This window comes from Nocardia sp. NPDC052001 (assembly GCF_040680615.1).
Taxonomy (GTDB): Bacteria; Actinomycetota; Actinomycetes; order Mycobacteriales; family Mycobacteriaceae; genus Nocardia.
Map to the genome: position 1 here is coordinate 685,484 of NZ_JBFAXC010000002.1, position 15,932 is coordinate 701,415.

Below are 15,932 nucleotides of genomic sequence, written 5' to 3' on the forward strand. Positions count from 1 at the left end.
GTCAGTTCCGGTTCGCGGAGACGGTGTCGAGGGTGACTCCGGCGGCGGGTGCACCGTCGCCGGATCCGTCCGCCACACCGGCGGCCGCGATGTTCTGCAGCACGTCCAGGCCGCCGGTGACCTTGCCGAACGGGGTGTAGTTCGGGGGCAGCTGAGAATCCTTGTACACCAGGAAGAACTGGCTGCCATTGGTGTTCGGTCCGGAGTTGGCCATCGCGAGCGTGCCCGCGGGATAGGTTGCGCCCGCGAGGTTCTCATCGGTGAACTTGTAGCCCGGACCGCCGGTGCCGGTGGCCGTCGGATCACCGCACTGCAGTACGAAAATGCCCTGGGTGGTCAGGCGGTGGCAGGTGGTGTGATCGAAATACTGCTGCTGGGCCAGGAATACGAAGGAATTCACCGTATGCGGTGCGCGGGCGGCGTCCAGGGCGACGGTGACCGTGCCGCAGTTGGTCGCCAGATCCGCGGTGTACGCGGCGTTCTGGTCGATGGTCATGCCCGGTTCGCTCTGCCACTGCAAACCGTTCGGCTGTCCGCTCGCGGCGGGGGAGCAGCCGGGGGCGGTCTCGAACCGCGGCGCGGGGGCGGCCTGGGCCCGTCCGGTGACCAGCAGGGCGACCGCGATGGTCAGCCCGAGCAGGCCGACCCGCCGAAGCGCCTTGCGTTCGAGGCGGATACGGCGGGGCTGCCGGGCGGTATCGCCGTCGACGGGCTGCGCGTGCGGTTCGGTATTCACCGGTCGGGATCTCCTTCATTCGCGGATTGCGCTTCGGACCGCATAGTGATCGGACTATGCGGTCGGCATCATTCCATCTCCCGGCCGTGCGCGGGGGTGGTTCACCGGACTGCTCGCGCCAACGCGCCGGGATCACACCCCTGCCCCGGGTTTTCGCTGCTAACTTGGCGCACATGAAGGTTCAACTGCGGCACAATCCGTCGTCGACCATCGCCCGCTGCTTCCTCGCGGGCGGTGAGCCCATGCGGGTCGAGAGCGGCGCCATGGTGGCGCACTCCGCCGGAGTTACCTTGGCCGCCAAGGCCGAAGGCGGCATCATCGCCGGACTCAAGCGGTCGGTGCTCGCGGGCGAATCGTTCTTCGTGTCCACTTTCACCGCGCCCGCCGCGGGCGGCTGGGTCGATGTCGCGCCCGCGCTCCCCGGTGACATGCTCTCGCTCTCCATCACCCAGGACCGCCCGTACTTCATCAGCCGCGGCGGCTGGATCGCCAATTCGCACGGGGTCACCGTCGAGGCCAAATGGGGTGGCCTGGCCAATCTCTTCGGCGGTGAGGGCGGTTTCGGCCTGCGCGCGCACGGCGACGGCGAGGTGGTGCTGGGCGTCTTCGGCGCCATCGACGTCATCGACCTGGCTCCCGGCGAACCGGTCACCATCGATACCGGCCACGTCGTCGCGTACGACCTCGCCATGAACTTCACCATCCGCCGCGCAGTCTCCGGCCGCTCCTTGCAATCCCTCAAATCCGGCGAGGGTTTCGTCTTCGACTTCGTCGGCCCGGGCCGCGTCCTGCTGCAAACCCGCAATCCCGGTGCCTTCGCCGCCTGGGCCGGTTCGTCGGCCTCCTCCGGCTAGATCTTGTGAGATACATCACTCTTCGCCTGTTCTCAAATAACCCCAGCTGGAACAGGTTCTACTTGGTGCGCCCGTCGACAGGCGATGCTTTTCTCTCGAAAATCATTCACCAACCAAAGTGAATCGTGCATGCTTCACATGTCGACATGTCATTTCATAGATGAGGAGTAACGCGTGTCCGGATCCGCCTCGGATTTCCTGGCCCAGGTACTGATCAAGACCCTCCAGGGTCTGTTCACCGGCAGCACCGGCCAGTAACTCGCGGAAACGCGAACGGCCCCTTACGAATCGCGCGGGATTCGTAAGGGGCCGTCCTCATGTCCGGACCATGCCGCTAGCGCAGCAGGTGGGGGATGAGGGTGCGGGTGTCGGGGACGAAGGGCCAGGCGGGGTCGGCCAGGTGGGTGCGGAGTTCGGTATCGGTCCACCACCAGGCATCGGCTACCTCGGAGGGTTGATGGGTGAAGGGGCCGTCGGAGTGGACCTCGTAGGCGAACAGGTGACAGCGCATGGGGATTCCGGCCCATTCGCCGTCCCAGGATGAGGTGATCAGGGGAGTGGGGCGGGGGTCGGCGGGGGTGAGATGGATGCCGAGTTCTTCGCCCAGTTCGCGGATGGCGGCTGCGGCGGGATCCTCGCCGGGGTCCAGCACGCCGCCGGCGAGGCAGTCGTGCATACCGGCGAAGACGGATTTGGTGTCGGTGCGGCGGTGGACGTAGACGCGGGTGCCGTCCAGGGAGCGGACCAGGACGCCCGCACTGGCGTGCCAGAGACCTTCGGCGTAGACGACGGCGCGATCCTCGGCGCCGATCTCGCGGCCCGCGGCGTCGTATACCGCGATCATCTCCGGCATGGCGGTTCCCTTCCGTGCCGCCGGGGGTCGGCGGCGGCATCGGGAGCAGACTAGCCATATCGGGGCAAGATCCGGGACGCGGAGGGGGTGCTGGGCGCGTAGCGTCTGGGGCGCAATCGATTTCGTCGGAGAGGACGAGACCCATGCCGCTGCCCCAGGCGCTCGCGCGCGTCAATCGCCGGATCAGCAATCCCGTACTCGGTGTAATGGCCCGGATCGCACCGGGATACGGGATCGTCATCCATACCGGGCGCAAATCGGGGCGGGTGTACCGGTCGCCGGTGATGGTGTTCCGGCGCGACGGCGGCTACCGGATCGCGCTCACCTACGGACCGAAGGTGGACTGGCTGAAGAACATTCGGGCGGCGGGCAGATTCGAATTCGAGACCCGGGGGCGCGTGATCACCCTCACCGATCCGGTGCTGAGGCAGGACTCGTCGGCGGCCTGGGCCCCGATCGGGGTGCGCCAGGTGCTGACCGCGCTGTCGGTGGAGTACTACGTGCAGGCTCGGCTGGCGGAATAGCCGAACGGTCGCGGACGCCGTCCGGGCCGCCCCGGTCTTCCCCTGCTGTCGTAAGCGCTCTCGCCCGAAGTGAAGCTGTAGATTTGCTGATGTCCCGTCGTCATCAGGTCGAGCAGTACTTCACCGGGCAGGAGCATGCTGTTGACCGAGGTGGTGAATAGTCCGGCCCAGCCGAATTCCTCCGGTCGGCACCGGCTGGAACCGGATCGTCCGATCATCGCGTGGACGGCGATCGCGGCCGTCGCGGTACCGGCTGCTGTGGTGTTGCTACTCGCCGCGACGCGGTACGGCTACTTCGGCGACGAACTGTATTTCCTGGCCGCCGGACGACGGCCTTCATTCGGTTACGCGGATCAGGGACCGGTGCTGCCGCTGCTGGCGCGCCTCATGGACACCATCGCGCCGGGCTCCTATTTCGTGCTGCGCCTGCCCGCGGTGGCGTTGACGGTGACCGCGATCGTCCTGTGCGCCTTGCTCGCTCGCGAATTCGGTGGCGGACGCTGGGCGCAGGCATTGGCCGCCGCCGGTTATGCCACCTCACCGTTCCTGCTGCTGCAGGGCACCATGCTCACCACCAACGCGGTCGACACCGCGTTATGGGTGATCATCACTTGGCTGGTGGTGCGCTGGGTGCGCACCCGCGATGACCGCCTGCTGCTGGCCGCGGCCCTGGTCACCGCGGTGGACATGCAGGTCAAATGGCTGATCCCCTTCTTCTGGCTGGCCGTGGCCGCGAGCAGTCTGGTCTTCGGGCCGCGCGATCTGGTGCGTCGCCCGCTGCTGTGGCTGGGCGGCGCGATCGTGGTCGCCGCGACGATTCCCGAACTGCTGTGGCAGGCGCACCACGACTGGCCGCAATTGGAGATGGGCCGGGTGATCGGCAATGAACAGGACATTCTGGGCGGACGGCTCATGTTCCTGCCCATGTCGGTGAGCCTGGCGGGCTTCCTCGGCGCGGTGCTGCTGGTATTCGGGGTGTGGGTGCTGCTGGTGTGGGAGTCGTTGCGGCGCTACCGATTTCTGGGCGCGACCCTGATCCTGCTGTACCTGGCGTTCCTGATCACCGGCGGGCGGATCTACTACGCCGCCGGAATGTACGGGGTGCTGATCGCCGCGGGCGCGGTCGGCGTGGTCACCACCGCCGAGCGCATGCGGGTCGAGACGCGGCGCGCGCTCATCGCCGTGGTGACCGTATTGACGCTGGGCGCAACGGCATTCGTGCTGTACTCCACCCCGTGGCGGCCCGCCGCCGATGTGCATCCGCCCGCCGATGACGCCGAGGCCGCCATCAATATCGGCGTGTACGGATCATTCGGCTGGCATGAACTCACCGATGAGGTCGAGCGGGTCTACGCGGGCCTGACCCAGCAGGAGCGCGTCAGAGCCATCATCCTCGCCGATACCTATTGGCAGGCAAGCGCATTGGATGAGCTCGGCCGCCACGACCTACCGCCCATCTACAGTCCCAGCCGCGGCTTCGGATACTTCGGCACCCCACCCGATGACGCCAGCGCGGTGATCGCCGTCGGCGGCTACGAGGCGGTGCTGCGCTACCAGTTCGAACACGTCGATCCGGTGGGCAAGGTCGACACCCGCATCGGCTTCCCGGGCAATACCCAGAACGTGACGATCTGGAAGTGCACCGGCCTCAAGAAATCGTGGACACAGGTGTGGCCGAATTGGATGCATCTGTAACCGGCCGCACCGCCCGCCCCGCCATACCCTCGCCGAGATTGAACCGTTCCATCGCGGTCCGCAGTCCGGGCAGCGCCGCGAACAATTCATCGCGCAGCGGCCCCTCGGCCCCGAGCTGAGCCAGTACGCCGACGGTGGCCAGAATCGTGCGCCCGATCGGGGTGTACGCGGGCGGTGCGGTGAGCTGCCTGCCCACATTCGACAGGCTCGGCTCGATGGTCCGGCGGACCTGCCCGCGCAACCATTTCGTGGTCAGGCGCACGGTATGCGGGAAGAACAGCTCCCGGATCGGCTCGGCCAGGGTGCGCAGCGCCACGATATCGAGCTCGCGATCGGGGGCGACGAAACCGTGTGTGCGCAGTGCGGCCTCCACATGCGCGTTCTTCCCGTTGAACGCCGCATCGGCGATATCGGCGACCACATGCTGGAATCCGGACGGAATCGGCGGGCACGCGCCGAAATCCACCACGCCCAGGCGGCCGTCGCGCAGCACCCGGAAATTGCCCGGATGCGGATCGGAGTAGATCAACCCGGTCCGCCCGACACAGGAGGTGACGAAGCGCAGCATCAGCAGGCCGATCCGGTTCTTCTCCTGCTGTGCGCCCGAGGCGATGATGCGCGGCAGCGGAATCCCGTCCAGCCATTCGGTGACCAGCACATCGTTCTCCTGATGCACCACGCGCGGGACCACGAAATCCGGGTCATCGGCGTACGCCTCGGCGAAAATCCGCTGGGTGTCAGCCTCTTTGGCGTAGTCCAGCTCTTCGCTGATGCATTCCGCGAACGCCTCGGCCAAGGCCCTGGTATCGGCCCCGGGTACGAAAACCGTTGCCAGTGGCGCGAGTTGGCGAATCTGCCGCAGATCGGACTGCACCGATTCGCGCGCACCCGGATACATGAGCTTGACCGCGACGGGGCGGCCATCGTGCCAGACAGCGCGATGCACCTGCCCCACGGAGGCGGCCGCACAGGCGCGGAGGGTGAAGTCGGCGAAATGATCCCGCCAATTCGGACCCATATTGTCCGCCATGGCCTGATTCACCGCACCGGGCAGCATGGCCGGGGCCGAGTCCTGCAGGCGGCTCAGCGCCTCGCCGTAGGGTGCGCCCAATTCCGGCGGCAGCGCCATCTCGTAGAGGGCGAGCACCTGGCCGAATTTCGCCGCGCAGCCCTTGAGCTCGCCGAGGACCTCGAACATGTGCTGGGCGGTGCGGGCCTGGATATCGATTTCGACCTCGCGTTTGGGCGCTCCGAGCGCGCGTCGCCCGAGTCCGCTCGCGCGCCGGGCCGCATAGGCCACCGGCAGCGTGACGATCTTGGTATTTCGGACGGCGGCGCGGGTCGGCGGCTGACCGGTCGTCTCCGGTTCGGTGCGACGACGGAGTCGCCGGAGACCACCCTGGCGCGGTTCGAGCATCGAGGACCTCCCAAGATCGGGTGTCTCAGTGTGTCATGCGGTCGATCTCCGGGGGTAGGCCGGACAGCGGCGGATTTGACCGGTTGGGGTGGCAATGGGTTATTCCGGGTGACGATTTCAGGTGCGGTACGGGTCAATCATGTGATTGTCTGGGACAATTAGGAGACCGGTCTGCCCGGACGGCAATGGGCCCCTGGCGGGCCATGGTTCGCCGCCCGAGTCACCTCGCCGAATACGGTTCATAGCGGGTGGCATCGGGATCACGCCGATGCTGGGCATGATCCGCGCGGCCGATCGGGCCGGTGCGGAGTGGTCGCTGCTGTATACCGGCCGGCATCGGGTGGCGTTGCCGTTCCTCGATGAAATCGCCTGTTACGGCGGCAGGGTCACCGTGCGTACGGATGATGAGGCAGGGTTGCCGACCGCGGAGGTGCTGGTGCCGTCCGTGGAGCCGGGGCTCGCCGTGTACGTGTGCGGTCCACCCGCGCTGCTCGAGGTGGTGGCCGCGCGGGTGGCGCGTGCGCCCGGGGTGGAGCTGCATCATGAGCGGTTCGCGCCGCCGCCGAGTTTCGACGGGCGGGCGTTCAGCGTGCAATGGGGCAGGCGCGGCAGGGTTTTCGAGGTGCCCGCCGATCGCACGGTGCTCGCGGTGCTGGCCGAGGCGGATCCGGCGGTGCCATATTCGTGCCGTCAGGGCTTCTGCACCACCTGCAAGGTGCGGGTGCTCGCCGGAACCGTCGAGCACTGCGATACCGTGCTCAATGACGCGCAGCGGGCACAGGGCGACATGCTGATCTGCGTGTCGCGCGCACGGCCGGGCGAGCTGCTGGTGCTGGATGCGAATACCGGTGCGGCGGGGCCGGTTCCGCCGCCGCACCGGGGCCGCTATCGCGTCAGGCTGGCGCGGGCCATGCCGAAGCGCATGAGGCTCGGCGGGGTCAAGCGGGTGCCGTAGTAGGTGACCCACGCTTCCGGGGTGACGGGGACGACCGCGCTATTGCGTTGGACGGCACGGACAATCGCCGCCGCCACCTTGGCGGGCGGATAACTGCGCATCCGGTACAGGGTGTCGAACAATCGCTGCCTGGCATCCTGCTGATCCGCCGAGACACCCGAGAACTCGGTGGTGCGAACGATATTGGTGTGCACGATGCCCGGGCAGATGGTGGTGACCCCGATACCGTCCTTGGCCAGTTCGGCGCGCAGGCAGTCCGAGAAGGTGAAGACGGCCGACTTGCTGGTCGAGTACGCGCTGAAGCCCTGCTGCGGGGTGTACGCGGCCATGCTGGAGACATTCACGATATGACCGCCGAGCCCGCGTTCGGCCATCAGATGTCCGAAGGCCCGCGAACCGTGCACCACGCCGAACAGGTTGATATCCAGCACCCGTTTGAAACTCTCGCTGGGCGTGCGCAGGAACGGCGCGGCCTGGCCGACCCCGGCATTGTTCACCACCACATCGGGGACGCCGTGCACCGACGCCACCTCGTCCGCGTGTGCCTGAACAGCGGCCTCATCGGAGACGTCCAGGGCGTACGGGTATGCCGCGCCGTCGAATTCGGCGATCAGCGCGGCGGTCTCCTTGGCGGCGTCGGCGTCGATATCCGAGACCACCACCTCGGCCCCGGCGCGGGCGAAGGCGAGCGCGGTCTCGCGGCCGATTCCCGACCCCGCGCCGGTGACCACGACGAGTTGATCCTCGAACGGGCGGCGGTCGCGACCGACCTCGGCGCGGCGCAATTCCCGTGCGGGCTCGGCACCGGATACGGCGTCGATGAGCTGGATGGTGGCCCGCGCCAGCACCCCCGGATGTGAATACGGCACCCAGTGACCGGCTTTCAGATCCCGCCGCCACAGCCGATCGGTCCACCGATCCTCATCGTCGAACACCGCCGGGCGCACCGCCGGATCGTACTGGGCGACAATGAGCTGCACCGGAACCGTGGTTCGCCGCTCGCGTGCCGAGAACAGCTTCGCCACAACGAGATTGGCGCGATAGATCTGGAGTCCATTGGCGGCGTCCGCGGTGAAGGTGTCACCCAGGGTGACCTGTTCGGCGGGGGTGCCCTGTGCCAGACGCAGCCCCGCGCGGAATACCCGGTCCCGCAGACCGAACCGGACCAGCGCGGGGGTCACCGGTGCCATGAACGCGAATTGATAGGCGATCGAGGCCAATTGGGCCAGGGGAGCGGCGAGATTTCCGGGGGTCGGCCGGGTGAAGCGGCCGCGCGCCCAGTGACCGGCGTGATCGAGATTCGGCCCGGACACCGAGGTGAACGAGGCGATGCGGGCCTGGGCCCCGGGTTCGCATACCGCGTCCCATACGGTCACCGAACCCCAGTCGTGAGCCAGGACGTGTACCGGCGCGTCCGGGCTGACCGCGTCGATCACCGCGAAGAAGTCGGTGGCGAGTTCCGGTATCCGGAAAGCCCGGTGGTCCTTGGGATTCGTACTGCGCCCGTGCCCGCGCGAATCGTAGGTGACCACCCGGAATCGGTCGATGAGATGCGGAAGGACGTTGTCCCACAGTCGATGTGAATCGGGCCAGCCGTGCACCAGCACGATGGCCGGCCCATCGGGCACACCCTGTTCGTACACGGCGATATCGATCTCGCCATTGGTCACGGTCCGGGTTTGCAGCGCCACTGCCGCCTCCTCTGTCTCAGACAGGTGATTCGACTCCAGCTTGGCGGGCGTCGGCAGCGCTGTCAATGCGCGGACGCGGAGCGTTGCAGGGTGGTACGGCGGCGGCGACCAGCCGTACCACCCGCCCCCGGCCACCCGGGCCGGTGGATTCGGACCCCGCGGACTCAGTGCGTGAGCGACCCCGCGGGCGCGAGCGGCAACACCAGACTCGACGGCCACACCGAATTCCGCTGCACCTGCTGAGACGTTCCCAGCAGACGCGGCAGATCCGTCGGAATCGGCATCGTCGAGGGGAATGTACCGGTCGAAATCCGCAGGCGCAGCGCATGCCCCGGCTCCAGGCGATAGAACGTGGGGCGCAGCTTGATATCGACCTGCACCACCTCGCCCGGTGTGAGCAGCCGTTGATTCTCCCGCAGCAGCACATGTTCGGGCGCGTAGACGGTGCCGTCCGGCGTGCGCCAGGTCTTGTCCTCGTTCAGGATGCGCTGGCTCGCCAATTGTGAACCGCCGGTGATGTTCACGGCCGAACCGTCCGGGGCCACATCGTCGAGCCACACCTGGAAGGCGGCATCGGTGCCGGTGGAGGAGGCGTACAGGCTCACACTCGACGGCCCGGCCAGCACGGTCGGCTCGGACACCGGATCGGCCGTGTACTTCAGGCCCGCGGTGGGTTCCAGAACCTGCTCGGTGCACGGGTTGTATGCGGTGAAGACGCGGAAGACGAAGTCCAGCAGCCCCGCGGTGTACTGGCCCAGACTCTGTCGATTGCACAGATTGTCGATACCGGAGTAGTCGATTCGATCCGCGCCGTCCGTGCCGGTGGGAGCCTGCTCGGTCAGCCGACCGGCGTCGAAGTAACGCCGTACCACGGTGGCCTGATCGAACGGGTAGTGCGCGGTATCGGCGGCATTGTTGCCCGGATCGATGACGTGCAGCGGCCTGTCGGTGTTCTCGACTCCGTTCGGAATATCCTTGAGCCAGCGGTCGAACCAGGCCAGGGTGATCATATCGGTGTTCAGGCGCGAGCCCGGGCCGACGCCCAGCCCCACGTGATACCAAGGGCCCATGAGCAATTGGTAGCGGCCGTCGGCCTGCTGGTCTCCCGCCATGGGCGCGAACTGATCGCGTCCGGCCGAAAGATTCTGCAGCTGCGAGTAATTGCGGAACGGCCCCTCCTGGTAGAGGTCCCAGAGCCCGCCCACCTGATACATGGCGATGCCGTTGTCGACCAGATTGTGCAGATCGGTCTCGAACCGGCGCTCCTGCCACCACGAGGTGTCATAGGCGAGCGGCCCGCCCGCGTACGCCTCCAGCAGCAGTTTGATGGTGCTGTCCGAGGACACCAGCGCCTGGAGGTGATCCACCAGCGATTTCACGAAGGTCTGCGGGGATACCACCGCGGTCAGGAACGGTCCCATCAGACTCAGATACGGCACCATGAGCGAGATGGCGGTGAGCAGGATCGGGCTCATCATGCCGTCGTGGCCGAGCACCTCGTTGAAGATATTGTTCGGCATCGCCATGGGCACAATGGCTTTGAGCGGTGAGTCCGGGCCGACCGCCTCGGCGGTACGCAGGGCGCTCAGCGCCGGGAACGAATACCCGTACATGCCGACCTTGCCGTTGGACCCGGGCAGCTTGGCCGCCCAATCCACCAGCTGCACCCCGTCGATGCCATCCTGCCGGGACGCCGGATTCCACGCGCCGGTCGACCCGCCGGTGCCGCGCACATCCGCGATCACCTCGATATAACCGTGCCGCACCAGCATGTCCTGTGCGCTGGTGGCCTGATTGATCACGCGCCGGACGTCTTTGATCTGGTCCGGCAGCGCGATGTGCAGTTCGTCGATGACGCTGGTGAGCGCCGCGGTCAGCGCGCTGGTGACCGCGCCGTAGGTGGTGAAGTTGACCACCACCGGGAAATCCCCGGCCGCGCGCTGACCGGTCGCCGGATCGGTCGGATAGCGCACCTCGGCCTGCAACTGCGTACCGTCCGAGAGCGGAACCACATGTCCCAGTTCATAACTCACGCCATATGCGGCGGGCGTCGGCTCGTAGTCGGCGGGCAGGCCGAAATTCACCGGCGCGTTCGGCACCGGCCCGCTGCTGGGCACCGCCCCCGCGAAGGTGCTGCTGGACACCGTCACGGCGAACGCGGAGAAGCCCGCCACGGCCAGGGGAACCAGACGGCGGCAACGCGGCCACCGTGACTTGTTACTCAACGATCTACCTCTGCGGATGGTCAGGAGGCCGTCGCGGCGGCCCATCCCGCCCGGTGACCTCGTCGTCGGAGTTCAGCACACCGCACAGTCCCCACCCTCGGACACCGCCAATCCCCAAGACTCCGCCCGGCGCCATTGTGCACTGGACCAAGATCGGGAGGGAATTACGGTGCGAAGGCGGCGGATTCGAGGCGGCGCGCGATCCGGGCCGCGGACAGGGTCATGGCATCGGTGGGCCGGTGCGGATCCAGACCCGTCAATTCGTGAATGCGGGCCAGCCGATAGGTGACCGTATTGCGGTGGATATTCAGCAGGCGCGCGGTGGCCAGCTGATTGAAACCGCTGTCGACGAAGACCTCCAGGGTTTCCGCGAGCAGGGGCTGCGGATCGAGGGGGAGCAGCACCGCCGCCAGGCCCACCCGCGCGGAACCGCCCGCGGCGACCGTGTACTCGAACATGAGATCGCTACGGCGGCATAGGGTTTGCGGCCGTTCCAGGCAGCGGCCCAGTTCGGCGAGCATGCGGGCTTCGGCGAACAGCTCCGGCACGGCGTCGCGGGTGGACGCCACCGTGACGCCGACCCAGAAGGGTGCGGCGTGATTGGCCTGATGGGCTGAATCGGGTTGCGGTGCGGGGTGATTCGCCGCTGCGAGCGGGGACTGCTCGGGGCGGCGGGTCGCGCTGCGCTGGGTCTGATGCTCCTGCGTGGGGAGCAGCCGGGCACTGAGCGCGGCGATGGTCGCGGAACCGTCATCACCCGGATGCAGGGGAAGCAGCGCGGTCCAGCCGCCACTGTCCAGGCGCAGGAACACTCCGGGAATGGCCTCGATGCGATGGCGCAGATCGCTGGTATCGGCGATCCGGGCCGAGCTGAGCCGGAACACCGCGATCAGGAACGCGTCCGGCACCGCGATGGCCGGTTCATCGGCCCATTCGATCGGATCGCGTCCGGTGAGCAGTGCGTCGGCGATGGCCCGCCGGCGCTCGAGCAGTTCCCAGCGCGGATCGTGCGCCCGATGCACACAGGCGGTGGCGATGCGCGCGGTGAGCGTGGTGATGTAATGCAGCAGCGGCAGCGCGGCCTCGGTGAGCAGTTCCCGCTCGGGTCCCTCGACCGCGGCGAGCATATGCGACCAGATGAATTCCGCGCCGATCCGATAGCGGCCGAGCACTTCCTCGAGGGGTTCGCCGTCGCGGACCCGGCCCAGCGCGATCTCCACGACTTCGCGGGTGTCCTCCTCGCCGGGGGTGATCCCGGTGCGCAGGAAATCGAAGAACAGATCCACATTGAGCTTGGTGCCGCGTTCGAAACCGCTGGCCACCAAGGGTTGCGGCAGGGTGCGGTACGGCGGCAGCGCGGCGGGGAATACCTCCCGCGCCGCGACCGCGCGCCGATACAGCTCTTCCAGCGCACGGTCCCGGATTCGCGCTTGCATGACTCTCCTACTACGCGTACAGCGAGTCGATAGTAGCCGCATAGGCGGTAGCTATCGGTTTGCGCCTCAGTTTTCCGGTGGCCGTGAGGCAGTCGCTGCCCGGGAGCCACACATCCGGCAGCACCGCGAACTTCTTGATCTGCTCCACCCGGGAGAGCTTGGCATTCGCCGCATCGACACCCTCCTGGAGGGCTTTGCGAACGATCGGGTCCTGTGCCATGGCCGCGATACTACGGTCGGTTAGCTGGTGCCGCTCGGCGAAGGCGGCGGCCAGATCCGGATCGAGGCAGATCAGCGCGGTGTTGTAGGAGCGCGCCTCACCGATCACCGCGACCGCACCCGCGAGCGGGGTGTTCTCGGTGATGGTGTTCTCGATATTGGTCGGCGACATATTCTTGCCCGCCGCGTTGATGATGAGTTCCTTCTTGCGATCGACGATCTTGAGGAAACCCTCGCTGTCGAGTTCACCGATATCGCCGGTGTGCAGCCAGCCGTCGGCGTCGATGGTCTCGGCGGTCTTATCGGGGGCGTTGCGGTAGCCGCGCATGACCATGCGACCGCGCACCAGCACCTCACCGTCCTCGGCGATCTTGACCTCGGCGCCGGGCAGCGCGGTGCCGACCGTGCCGATCTTGATGCGCTCCGGGCGGCCCACGGTCGCTCCCGCCGTGCACTCGGTCATGCCGTACCCCTCGCACAACGGCAGACCCAGGCCCAGGAAGAACTCGTGGGTATCGGGGGGAATCGGCGCGGAGCCGGTGACGGCGACCCGAACCTTGTCCAGCCCCAGGCGTTCTCGAATGGTGGCCAGCACCAACCGATCGGCGAGGCGGTATCGCAGCGTCGCCAGCGGGCTCAGCGGGCGACCGTCCGAGATCGCGCGAGCGCGGGCCCGGCCGGTGCGAATCGCCCAGTCCACCAGTGCCCGGCGCACCGCGCTGGGTTCGGCGGCGAAGCGATCCTCCAGTGCCGCTTTGACTTTCACCCACACCCGGGGCACTCCCAGGAAGACCGACGGATGCACCTCGGCCAGGGCCTCGGCGACCTGCTTGAGATCGGGGCAGGTGGTGATCTCGCTGCCGCTGATCATGGCCAGATAGTGCGCGAACCAGCGATTGGCGGCGTGCGCGTCCGGCAGATACGAGACCACTTTGTCCTCGGGTCCGCCACCACCGAATTCGTCGACCACGCGCGCGTTTTCGAGGAAGTTGGTATGCGTGAGCTCCACGCCCTTGGGCGGGCCGGTGGTGCCCGAGGTGTAGACGATGGTCAGCAGATTCTCGGGATCGACCGCGCGCCAAGCCTTCTCGAAATCGAAATCGGCGGCCGGGGCGGCTTCGACCGCGGCCAGCGCCAGGGTGCCGTCCGGCGCTTCGTCCACGCAGATCACATGCTCGACCGTATTGCCCTGTGCGGCGGCCTTCTCCACCGCGGCCAGGATCTGCGGTGCGAACTGGCGCTCGCAGATGACGGCGCGATTGCCCGCGTTGCCGAACTGATAGGCCAGCAGATCCACCGGATTGGTGTTGTACACCGAGAACGGCGTCGCACCGGTGTGCAGGACCGCGGTATCGCAGAGATGGAACTCCGGGCGATTGGTCAGCATGATCGCGACCGTGTCACCGGGGCCGATACCCAATCCCGTCAGGCCCGCGGCAATGCTCCGCACCCGCTCGCCGTACTCGCGCCAGGTGATGGTCACGGCCCCGCCGAGCGTGCGCAGCGCGATCGCGTCCGGATTGGCCGCGACATTGGCCTGGAACGCCTCACACAGCGTGCGCGGCCGCACCGTCGTCACCTTTGATGAACTCACGAACCTACCTCTCTCGGATTGCCATCCAGCACACCGCACAAAGGCGGTGCGATACCAGTGGCAATCACGAAGACAAGCGGCGCGCGGTTTGTGCACGTGAACAAATTGTCTGCCGGGGGAGCCGGAATGGGATGGCCGGTCGGCATGCGACGTATGGTTTTTACAGCCGTAGGACCGCCGGACCCAGACCGGGCCGTCCGATCGGGTAGCGGTGCGGCTGTACTAGGAGCCCGCAGTGATCACCCCCACCGCACCCGGCGTACAGGAATTCATCCGCGCCGAAGCCGTCGAATACGTCGATATCCGCTTCTGCGATGTGCCCGGCGTACAACAGCATTTCTCCATTCCCGCAACGATGTTCGGGCCCGATCTGGTGCAGGAGGGCATCGCGTTCGACGGTTCGTCGGTGCGCGGCTTCCAGGCCATCCATGAATCGGACATGCTGTTGCTGCCGGATCTCGGCACCGCACAACTGGATTCGTTCCGCGGCGCGAAAACTCTCAATATCAACTGCTTCGTGCACGATCCGCACACCCGGCAGGCGTACAGTCGCGATCCGCGCAATGTGGCGCGCAAGGCCGAGGATTACCTGCGCAGCACCGGAATCGCCGATACCGCGTACTTCGGGCCCGAAGCCGAGTTCTACATCTTCGATTCGGTGCGCTACCAGACCAAGATGAATGGCGCCTTCTACGAGGTGGATTCGGTCTCGGGCGGCTGGAACAGCGGCGCGAAACACAATCCGGACGGATCCCTCAACCGCGGCTACAAGGTGCGCCCCAAGGGCGGATACTTCCCCGTCGCGCCCTATGACGCCGACGTCGACCTGCGAGATCAGATGTGCACCAAACTGATGCGCGCCGGATTCGATCTGGAGAAGGGGCATCACGAGGTCGGCACCGGCGGGCAGGCGGAGATCAATTACCGCTTCAATACCTTGCTGGCCGCCGCCGATGACCTCCAGCTCTACAAGTACATCATCAAGAACACCGCGTGGGAGCACGGCAAAACCGTCACCTTCATGCCGAAACCGCTGTTCGGTGACAATGGTTCGGGAATGCATGTGCACCAATCCCTCTGGAAGGACGGCGCACCGCTGTTCTACGATGAGGCGGGCTATGCGGGCCTCTCGGATCTGGCCCGGCATTACATCGGCGGCCTGCTGCATCACGCCCCGTCATTGCTGGCCTGGACCAACCCCACGGTGAATTCCTATAAGCGCCTGGTCCCCGGCTACGAGGCCCCGGTGAATCTGGTGTACAGCCAGCGCAATCGCTCGGCCGCCGTGCGCATCCCGGTCACCGGAACCAGTGCCGCCGCCAAACGCCTCGAATTCCGCTGCCCCGACTCCTCCGGCAATCCATACCTCGCCTTCGCCGCCATGATGATGGCCGGACTAGACGGCATAGCAAATAAAACCGAACCCGCCCTCCCCGTCGACAAAGACCTCTACGAACTCACCCCCGAGGAATCCGCCGAGGTAACCCAAACCCCCGCCAGCCTCGACGCCGTCATCGACCGCCTCGAAGCCGATCACGAATACCTCACCCACGGCGGCGTTTTCACCGAGGACCTCATCGAAACCTGGATCCGCATCAAACGCGATAGTGAGATCGCCGAAATCAACGTCCGCCCGCACCCCTACGAATTCGACCTCTACTTCGACGTATGAGGTGGACAGGCGGGCCACGCCGGATTCGGTGAGGGTCGGCTACGCCCACTTCGAGGGCAGA

The 15,932-nt window shown here is 66.8% G+C and carries 12 protein-coding genes; 5 read left to right on the plus strand and 7 right to left on the minus strand.

Features of this window, described 5'->3' with window-relative positions; all coding sequences use genetic code 11:
* Window position 1: 1 nt before the first annotated feature.
* On the minus strand, window positions 2-736 hold the full coding sequence (locus AB0L82_RS11425; RefSeq protein WP_364633967.1) for a peptidylprolyl isomerase: 735 nt from the start codon (window positions 734-736) through the stop codon (window positions 2-4).
* A gap of 173 nt (window positions 737-909) precedes the next feature.
* Between AB0L82_RS11425 and AB0L82_RS11430 the strand changes: the two genes are divergently transcribed.
* A complete protein-coding gene (locus AB0L82_RS11430; RefSeq protein ID WP_364633969.1) occupies window positions 910-1,590 on the plus strand; it encodes a TIGR00266 family protein in 681 nt (226 codons plus the stop codon).
* Between the two features lie 334 nt (window positions 1,591-1,924).
* Here AB0L82_RS11430 and AB0L82_RS11435 read toward each other — a convergent pair whose 3' ends face one another.
* A complete protein-coding gene (locus AB0L82_RS11435) occupies window positions 1,925-2,443 on the minus strand; it encodes an NUDIX domain-containing protein (protein ID WP_364633971.1) in 519 nt (172 codons plus the stop codon).
* A 143-nt stretch (window positions 2,444-2,586) separates the two neighbouring features.
* Between AB0L82_RS11435 and AB0L82_RS11440 the strand changes: the two genes are divergently transcribed.
* Both AB0L82_RS11440 and AB0L82_RS11445 read left to right on the plus strand, forming a co-directional pair.
* Window positions 2,587-2,967, plus strand: coding sequence for a nitroreductase family deazaflavin-dependent oxidoreductase (locus AB0L82_RS11440; protein WP_364633972.1), 381 nt, complete (start codon window positions 2,587-2,589; stop codon window positions 2,965-2,967).
* Between the two features lie 150 nt (window positions 2,968-3,117).
* Entirely contained in the window at window positions 3,118-4,662 is a 1,545-nt protein-coding gene (locus AB0L82_RS11445; RefSeq protein WP_364635997.1) for a glycosyltransferase family 39 protein, read from the plus strand.
* Here AB0L82_RS11445 and AB0L82_RS11450 read toward each other — a convergent pair.
* A complete protein-coding gene (locus AB0L82_RS11450; protein WP_364633974.1) occupies window positions 4,616-6,079 on the minus strand; it encodes an AarF/ABC1/UbiB kinase family protein in 1,464 nt (487 codons plus the stop codon). The genes AB0L82_RS11445 and AB0L82_RS11450 overlap by 47 nt on opposite strands.
* 268 nt (window positions 6,080-6,347) lie before the next feature.
* On the opposite strand from AB0L82_RS11450, the gene AB0L82_RS11455 reads away from it, so the two are divergent.
* The gene (locus AB0L82_RS11455) at window positions 6,348-7,034 is read left to right on the plus strand and encodes an iron-sulfur cluster-binding domain-containing protein (RefSeq protein WP_364633975.1); all 687 of its coding nucleotides are present in this window, start codon (window positions 6,348-6,350) and stop codon (window positions 7,032-7,034) included.
* On the opposite strand, the gene AB0L82_RS11460 is transcribed toward AB0L82_RS11455, so the two are convergent.
* The 4 genes from AB0L82_RS11460 to AB0L82_RS11475 form a co-directional block, all read right to left on the minus strand.
* Window positions 6,965-8,725 (minus strand): SDR family oxidoreductase, encoded by a 1,761-nt coding sequence (locus tag AB0L82_RS11460; RefSeq protein WP_364633977.1) that lies wholly within the window; start codon window positions 8,723-8,725, stop codon window positions 6,965-6,967. The genes AB0L82_RS11455 and AB0L82_RS11460 overlap by 70 nt on opposite strands.
* Window positions 8,726-8,889: 164 nt before the next feature.
* The gene (locus tag AB0L82_RS11465) at window positions 8,890-10,950 is read right to left on the minus strand and encodes a CocE/NonD family hydrolase (RefSeq protein WP_364633979.1); all 2,061 of its coding nucleotides are present in this window, start codon (window positions 10,948-10,950) and stop codon (window positions 8,890-8,892) included.
* Window positions 10,951-11,114: 164 nt separating this feature from the next.
* Window positions 11,115-12,386: a helix-turn-helix domain-containing protein gene (locus AB0L82_RS11470; RefSeq protein ID WP_364633981.1), complete on the minus strand. Its 1,272-nt coding sequence runs from the start codon at window positions 12,384-12,386 to the stop codon at window positions 11,115-11,117.
* Window positions 12,387-12,396: 10 nt separating this feature from the next.
* On the minus strand, window positions 12,397-14,199 hold the full coding sequence (locus AB0L82_RS11475; protein WP_364633983.1) for an AMP-dependent synthetase/ligase: 1,803 nt from the start codon (window positions 14,197-14,199) through the stop codon (window positions 12,397-12,399).
* 235 nt (window positions 14,200-14,434) lie between these two features.
* On the opposite strand from AB0L82_RS11475, the gene glnA reads away from it, so the two are divergent.
* Window positions 14,435-15,871, plus strand: a complete 1,437-nt coding sequence (gene glnA / locus AB0L82_RS11480) for a type I glutamate--ammonia ligase (protein ID WP_364633985.1) — start codon at window positions 14,435-14,437, stop codon at window positions 15,869-15,871.
* Window positions 15,872-15,932 lie beyond the last annotated feature (61 nt).